At 38.3% G+C, this 7,372-nt stretch carries 6 protein-coding genes; 3 read left to right on the top strand and 3 right to left on the bottom strand.

What is annotated here, in order from left to right; all coding sequences use genetic code 11:
- Positions 1-38: 38 nt before the first annotated feature.
- Positions 39-407 (top strand): DMT family transporter, encoded by a 369-nt coding sequence (locus ACOVQ4_RS11810; protein WP_421820846.1) that lies wholly within the window; start codon positions 39-41, stop codon positions 405-407.
- 555 nt (positions 408-962) lie between these two features.
- Here the strand turns inward: ACOVQ4_RS11810 and ACOVQ4_RS11815 are convergent.
- Together ACOVQ4_RS11815 and ACOVQ4_RS11820 are read right to left on the bottom strand one after the other, a co-directional pair.
- Positions 963-1,880 (bottom strand): metallophosphoesterase family protein, encoded by a 918-nt coding sequence (locus tag ACOVQ4_RS11815; protein ID WP_095161438.1) that lies wholly within the window; start codon positions 1,878-1,880, stop codon positions 963-965.
- Positions 1,881-2,249: 369 nt separating this feature from the next.
- Entirely contained in the window at positions 2,250-2,390 is a 141-nt protein-coding gene (locus ACOVQ4_RS11820) for a hypothetical protein (protein WP_421820847.1), read from the bottom strand.
- 134 nt (positions 2,391-2,524) lie between these two features.
- On the opposite strand from ACOVQ4_RS11820, the gene ACOVQ4_RS11825 reads away from it, so the two are divergent.
- Positions 2,525-3,928 (top strand): GH1 family beta-glucosidase, encoded by a 1,404-nt coding sequence (locus ACOVQ4_RS11825; RefSeq protein ID WP_421820848.1) that lies wholly within the window; start codon positions 2,525-2,527, stop codon positions 3,926-3,928.
- Positions 3,929-4,147: 219 nt separating this feature from the next.
- Here ACOVQ4_RS11825 and ACOVQ4_RS11830 read toward each other — a convergent pair whose 3' ends face one another.
- Entirely contained in the window at positions 4,148-5,101 is a 954-nt protein-coding gene (locus tag ACOVQ4_RS11830) for a hypothetical protein (protein ID WP_421820849.1), read from the bottom strand.
- Between the two features lie 642 nt (positions 5,102-5,743).
- On the opposite strand from ACOVQ4_RS11830, the gene nadB reads away from it, so the two are divergent.
- Complete coding sequence (nadB, locus tag ACOVQ4_RS11835) at positions 5,744-7,327, top strand: L-aspartate oxidase (RefSeq protein WP_421820850.1); 1,584 nt, start codon at positions 5,744-5,746, stop codon at positions 7,325-7,327.
- Positions 7,328-7,372: the final 45 nt, after the last annotated feature.

Consider the following 7,372-nt stretch of genomic DNA (forward strand, 5'->3'; position numbering starts at 1 on the left):
AGACGTAACATGTTACGTCTCTACATAAACCATAAATTATGCAATGGATTTATTTATTAATTGCTGCGGTATTTGAAGCCGCTTGGACATTTTCTTTGAAATATCTTGATTTTCAGAAAATCAAAACGATTCAATGGGATACCATTTTTTCCATGAATACTTGGATGCTTATTTCGCCATTGCTGGGATATATCTTTTTTGGGATTGGAAACATTTACTTTTTTGCGCTGGCACTCAAAATGCTCCCAACAGCCGTGGCTATGGCCGTTTGGACAGCCCTTGCCTTGGTTTTTATCAAGTTGGCAGATGTTTTTATCTTACATGAAAAATGGGTTTGGCAAGAAATTGGCTGGATAGCCCTCATTGCTATTGGTATTGTTGGCTTAAAAACATCGATTAAAGCCTAAAAACAAAAAACGGTAAGACAAAGCCTTACCGTTTATAAACGAGAACCACTTATTTCATAACTAGCTACCAAAAAAAATATTCTCAGTGCATGACGTAATAGATGAGAGAACCTAATGCAATTTGGAAATATGAGAACTTAGAATGAGGTAAGACCAAAGTATGAGTGATGAATTGTGAGTGATGAATTTTGAATGTAATTTTATGATTACTACTATTTTATTTCATCGATTTTCTTCACTTAATTTTTGAGCTTTCAGCTTTGGGCATTCGGCAAAAACATATCTATCATTACTAAAAACAATTAAACACTCTTTGCCTTGTGCCTGTTGCCTAAGCACATAACCTAAATCTTATTCAGCACTAATCCTTAAAAAGGCTTTTATGATACTTTTGGCTATAAGCTTCGGCATTAAGAAAAATGAGTTTTTGAATTCATAAAAAATATTTTGCCGAAAGCTCATAGCTGAAAGCCGAATGTTAAATAGTGACCATTAAAATACTACATTCACAACTCAGCATTGATACTAATGCCTACAGCTTACAGCCTAAAGCCATTAATAACTTATATAGGTATTAGTAAACGAACCGTCGTCGTAAAGGTCGATGATGGCATAGCCTGCTTCGGTATGCTGGTATTTGCCAAACCACCATCTACCAGATACAGCGCCATTACAACAGTAAGAAACGCCATTATAATCAACTCGGTCGGTTAGGTGAATATGTCCCGAAACAGCCAGTTTTACATTTTTATGGTCATCAAAAAGATTTGAAATACGTTTGGCATCGGTGTGCATCCAGCTACCAGGTACTTCCCATTTACCGTTATTGCTATTGTCGCCATCGAAAAACACGCAAGCCGCCAAAATCGGAATATGCGAAATTACCATCACGGGCTTGTCGTCGGGCGTAGCCTTTAGTGTCGACTTTAGCCAATCGTATTGCTCGTCGTCGAGGTGCGCTGTGTACCATGAGCCATCTTTTTTGCGCTGAACGCTATCGAGCATGACAAAACGCCATTGGTCGGTATCATGCGAGTAATAGCGCTTGCTTATAGACATCTCGTCCATGGCCCATTTTTTACCATCCTCGAAGGTCTTGAAACTATCGCCCTCGCAACAGATGTCGTGATTGCCTACACAACTGATGACGGGTAAATTATTTTCACTTTTGAGTACTTCATTAAAAAGCTTCCATTGTTTGTCTGCATTGTGTGGAGTGCGTTTATGTGCATCCATCACACAATCACCAGAGTTGATAATAAGGTCTGGTTTGATATCCAATGATTGAATATGGTGCAAACAACGCTCAAAACCTTTAGCCGCTCCAATCAAGGGTTGGATGTGTACATCGGTAATATGAGCTACACGAAGTACACGTTTTGGTGCGCTGGGTTTTTGAGCATTTGCCAACGAAGGAAGTGATAAACCTCCTGCAGTAAGAGCCAATTGTCGAAGTAAATCTCTTCTTTGCATAATATGCGATTGCTTGGTTAGAAATAGCTAACAAGTAGTGCTTGGCTATCACCTCTACCTCCTCAGAAGCACAGTGCAAAATTGTAATTTTAGTGTAACTTAATGATTTGTAATAAGTTAAGAATTTGTAAAAAGAGGAGGCTCAATATGAATTTCTTATCAAATTTTGGAGAGGTTCTAAGGGCTTATATGCAATCAAAAAAGATTTAACATAAACTATTCACAAAGTTTTTTTACTTTTGTCGCCCTTTTAATAAATAGAAAAGTGTTAATTATCAAGAAGTTGGAGTGGGAAAGGATTCGTGTTGACTAAAGTTAAGACCAAAATTTTACAAATAATATACTTGCAGAACGCCAAGGGGCAAAAGCCTAATCACGTAAAATAAGATAGAAATGGGTGTTGATCGTTAAAACTTTGTATTTATAATTTACAACTACTGGTGTACGAAGGATTCTGGAACTGTCTATTTCGGATATCGGATGTGGGATTTCGGAAGTGTAATCTTTCATGTTTTGTAAAAAATAAAGGTATTTTACTTTATTTCCGAAATCAGAAATCCCCAATCCGCAATAGTTGAAAATCCTTAGTACAGTCCTAACTCATCATTCAGCATTAATACTCGCATTCAATAAATAATAAAATTATGAACCATCAACAATTGTGTAAGGAAGATTTTGGAAATGATTTTGTATGGGGCATCGCAATGTCGGCTTTTCAAAATGAAGGAGCTTGGAAGGAAGGCGGTAAAGGAGAATCTATTTGGGATAGATTTAGTCATAAAAAGAATAAAATTTTAGATAAAACAAATGCCGATATAACTACCGATTTCTATCATCGCTACCGCGAAGATATCTGTCTGACCAAGGAGCTGGGATTTGAAGTATTTCGTTTTTCTTTTGCTTGGTCAAGAATTCTACCTAATGGCATTGGCACGGTCAATCCTGAAGGAATTGAGTTTTATCATAAAGTCATCGATACTTGTTTAGAATTTGGCTTAGAACCTTGGCCTACGATTTATCATTGGGATTTACCTCAGATTTTGGAGGATATGGGTGGCTGGACCAACCGCCATATTGTAGAGTGGTTTGTGGAATATTGTGAGGTATTGACCGAAGAATTTGGCTCAAAAGTCAAACATTGGATGGTGCTCAATGAGCCAGCAGGTTTTACGGGTTTGGGCTATATGACGGGCTATCATGCGCCTGGGCGTATGGGTATGAGTAATTTTTTACCCGCAGTTCATCATACAGCGCTTTGTCAGGCAGAAGGTGCAAGGGTGATTCGTAAGAATGTACCCGATGCGATTATTGGAACAACATTCTCTTGTTCACATATCGAACCACATACGCATCGCTTCGCCGATATTAAAGCCGCACAAAAAGTAGATGCCCTCCTCAATCGCCTATTTCTTGAGCCTGCTTTGGGTTTAGGATATCCTATCGAAGATTTACCTTTTCTTAAGACCATGATGAAAAAACATGTTTTTGAAGGTGATATGGAGCGACTGGCGTTTGACTTTGATTTTATTGGTATTCAAAACTACTTTAAGTTGGTGATGAAAGGAGCTTGGTGGATGCCCTATATCAATGCGATGGAAGTAAAACCTCATAAGCGAGGCGTACAACATACAACGGACTTGGGCTGGGAGGTATCGCCAGATGGGATGTATGAAATTATCAAGAAATTTGCATCGTATCCTCAAATCAAGCAGCTGATTATTACCGAAAATGGCGCTGCATTTAAAGATACCCTTCGTCATGGCGAAGTACATGACCCTGAGCGAACAGCTTTTTATCAAACGTATTTACAAAGTATTCTGAAAGCAAAGCAAGAAGGTATCAATGTAGGAGGATATTTGGCGTGGACATTAACCGATAATTTTGAATGGAGAGAAGGTTATCAACCCAAATTTGGCTTAGTATATGTAGATTTCGAAACTCAAGAAAGAATTGTAAAAAGTTCAGGAAAATGGTTTAAGGAATTTTTAACAGCCACAAAAAAGCATAAGCAAGCTGATATATTAGTTTCGGAAAAAGTTATTTGTTAAATGATGAGTTGTGAGTGGTGAATGATGAATTGTGAATTGTCTTTGCCTAAAATAGCTTATTTCACCAGTAGAGACGCAATGCTTTGCGTCTGAAAGCATATCTTGCTTCTTGAAATGTTTTATCCTGTATTGAAGCGTCAAAAAAGGGTCGAAAACTAGTTTTCGACCCTTTTTTGAATATTCCGAAATCAGAAATCCTAAATCCCCAATAGAAAAGTGTTATTTTACCGTAAACCCACCTGTTCCGATTTGGTATCCTTCGGAGTATAATTCTACTTTATAGTTGCCCACACGATACGGAGAATTTCCGCCACGTTGGTATGAAATTTCAACGGTTTGGTTATTGTTTTGAAAGAAGATTGACTTTTTAGCTGTATAATTCGTTTCCTTCCCAAATATGTTAAAACTTCCCGAACCAGCAGCCGTGTCAAACAATATTGCACCATCTGGGTCGAGCACGCGAAGGTAGATAATCTTTTCGTCTTGCTTGGCAATGGGATTGGGCATGAGGCTGAAAACCACTTTGATTTTATTAATTTTCGAAACTCTATAGGTTCCTCCATCACGTTCTTTTCCTCTATCTGATACTGCCAAGACTTGTACTTCTTGGGCTTGCAAGGCAGAGGCTCTACTCACTTTTGCCGAAAGTTCAGAGTTTTTACGAGACACATTTTCGACCGAATCACTCAAAGATTTTTTGATACCTTTTAATGAAATATTCTCAGAACTTAAATCCGTATTTTCTGAAATTAAGGTTCGGTTTTTCTCAGCCAAAATACCATTTTCCTTACGCAGGCGATTGAGTTCGGCGTCTTTGTTGTTGAGAAGGCTAATATATTCGGCTATTTTGTTGTCGTATTGCTGTTTTGAAAGTTCCCCAGCCGATTTGAGTCCAGCTACATCCGCTTCCAACTGTTTTTTGGCAGCCTCCAATTCCTCTACACGTCCACCCAAAGATTTGATTTCCGCAATTTTAGCATCCATTTGCATCCCAATCGAGTCCAAGCTCATACGTGCCGACGAAATTTCGGCTACACGCTGGTCAATTATGCGATTTTGGTCTTTGCTGATACCTTTTGCTTCAAATAGTAAGTAGCCTAAAACAGCTGACAAAATCGCAAATGCGCCTGTACCAGCTTTCCATAGACTATTGTTGGACTTATTTACATCCATAAAAGAGTTGATTAAATATTAAGGCTTATTAGCTGGCAACTGTTTGAGATTCTAACAGCGAACAGCCAAAGGTATATTAAAATAAGGCTTAATTTGAGCTTTTGGTATGGCTATATCATGGCTTGCTAAGTGCTCAATAATACAGTTTTGACTCAAGATAGCTTCATTTAAAGCCCGAAATTAAACAATTTAGGCTGATTCAAGAAATCTCTTTTTCTAAAGTGTTTAAACAAATATAGAATTTTGAAGGAATGATTTTATCCTGATTCTGACAGTTTTTCAAAATACCTCAGCTGAGTGCTTATATTTGTAAATAATTCTAGAGATTGTGTGAATAATTTACGATTTCTAGGAAATATTTTATTTTTAACTCAAAATGATAACGTCTTTGCACGTAACTTTGGCGACATTTCAGGGGGCTTTGGGCTGTGAGCTGTAGGCTTTAGGCAAAATTATTTCTATGATTTGATTAAAATACTCTTTTAAGCTATATCATATCTTTACTATTGAAGTAATATAGACTTTTTCTAATGCTTAAAGCCAAAAGCACAGTGTAGCTTTTTACTGAAATTAAGACACAATTCAACAACTGATGGCTAAAAGCCGTTAGCCCTATAGTCAAGATAAACATATTTCAAAATAATGCCCAAATACGATTTTTTAGTCATAGGCTCTGGTATTGCAGGACTTTCCTACACCGCCAAACTTGCATCGCATTTTGCAGAAAAGAAGCAAGATGTCAAAATCGCAGTCATCACTAAAACGGTGGCCGAAGAAACCAATACCAAATATGCGCAAGGTGGTATTGCTGCTGTTTGGAATAATGAGGATTCCTTCGAAAAACATATCGAAGATACCATGATTGCGGGCGATTTTTTGTCAGACCCCAAAGTCGTAGAGATAGTGGTAAAAGAAGCACCTGCTCGTTTACAAGAGCTGATTGATTATGGCACAGAGTTCGACAAAAAAGCTGATGGTTCTTACGACTTGGTAAAAGAAGGAGGGCATTCAGACCATCGTATTTTACACCATAAAGATTCTACAGGTAACGAGATAGAGCGTGCCTTACTTGCCAAGGTAAAATCTTTTCCAAGCGTTGAAATTTTTACGCATTATTTTGCTATTGATTTGATTACCCAGCACCACTTGGGCGAAAAAGTTACTAAAGATACTCCCGACAAAAGATGCTTTGGGGTATATGTATTCAATACTTTGACAGGTAAACCAGAGACTTTTCTGGCCAAAACTACGCTGTTAGCAACGGGTGGTATTGGTCAAATCTATCAAAGTACTACCAACCCAACTATTGCTACGGGCGATGGTATTTCGATGGCTTATCGTGCCAAGGCTTTGGTGGACAATATGGAGTTTATCCAGTTTCACCCAACGTCATTGTATCAGCCTGGCAAAAAGCCTTCTTTCCTGATTTCGGAGGCTGTTAGAGGGCATGGGGGTATTCTGAAAAATAAGGATGGTCAGACCTTCATGGAAAATTATGACCCTCGTTTGTCACTGGCTCCACGCGATATTGTTGCTAGAGCAATAGACTCTGAAATGAAGAAAAATGGGGTCGACCATGTTTATTTGGATACTCGCCATTTGGAATCAGAAGATTTCAAGCATCATTTTCCGATGATTTACAAATACTGCAAGGATAACTTGGGCTTGGATATTACTGGCAACGATATGATTCCAGTGGTGCCAGCACAACATTATCTATGTGGAGGGATTAAGGTTAACGAATTTTCACAAACGACGATTAATTACCTTTTTGCCGCAGGCGAATGCTCGTGCACAGGCTTGCATGGCGCAAATCGTCTGGCGTCCAATTCTCTGCTCGAAGCTATTGTGTATGCGCATCGCGCATTTGAAAAAACGATTGAAATTTATCAAGAAAATACCATTCCTGACAATATTCCGGACTGGAACGATGACGGTACAACGCACCCAGAAGAATTAATATTAGTAACCGAAATGACGCGTGAATTGGAATCTATCATGAGTAATTACGTCGGCATTGTAAGAACTGACCGTCGTTTGAAACGTGCCTATGACCGTCTGGAACTGATTTATATCGAACACGAAGAGTTATATCGTGAATCCAAATTATCGGTATCTATTTGTCAGTTGAGAAATATGATTAATGCAGCATATTTGGTGATTAAACATGCCATTGCTCGTAAAGAAAATAGAGGCTTGCACTACAATTTAGATAATATCAGATAAGTGAGGCGTTTTGTAAAATCTGCATTCTAGCATTAGAGACGCAAT

Origin of the sequence: Flectobacillus sp. (genome assembly GCF_049240685.1) — a bacterium.
Lineage (GTDB): Bacteria > Bacteroidota > Bacteroidia > Cytophagales > Spirosomataceae > Flectobacillus.

What these genes read in the sequence shown, in the direction of transcription:
- ACOVQ4_RS11810 (WP_421820846.1), top strand. Translation starts at nt 39, where the DNA reads ATGCAATGGATTTATTTATTAATTGCTGCGGTATTTGAAGCCGCTTGG.
- ACOVQ4_RS11815 (WP_095161438.1), bottom strand. Translation starts at nt 1,880, where the DNA reads ATGCAAAGAAGAGATTTACTTCGACAATTGGCTCTTACTGCAGGAGGT.
- ACOVQ4_RS11820 (WP_421820847.1), bottom strand. Translation starts at nt 2,390, where the DNA reads ATGAAAGATTACACTTCCGAAATCCCACATCCGATATCCGAAATAGAC.
- ACOVQ4_RS11825 (WP_421820848.1), top strand. Translation starts at nt 2,525, where the DNA reads ATGAACCATCAACAATTGTGTAAGGAAGATTTTGGAAATGATTTTGTA.
- ACOVQ4_RS11830 (WP_421820849.1), bottom strand. Translation starts at nt 5,101, where the DNA reads ATGGATGTAAATAAGTCCAACAATAGTCTATGGAAAGCTGGTACAGGC.
- nadB (WP_421820850.1), top strand. Translation starts at nt 5,744, where the DNA reads ATGCCCAAATACGATTTTTTAGTCATAGGCTCTGGTATTGCAGGACTT.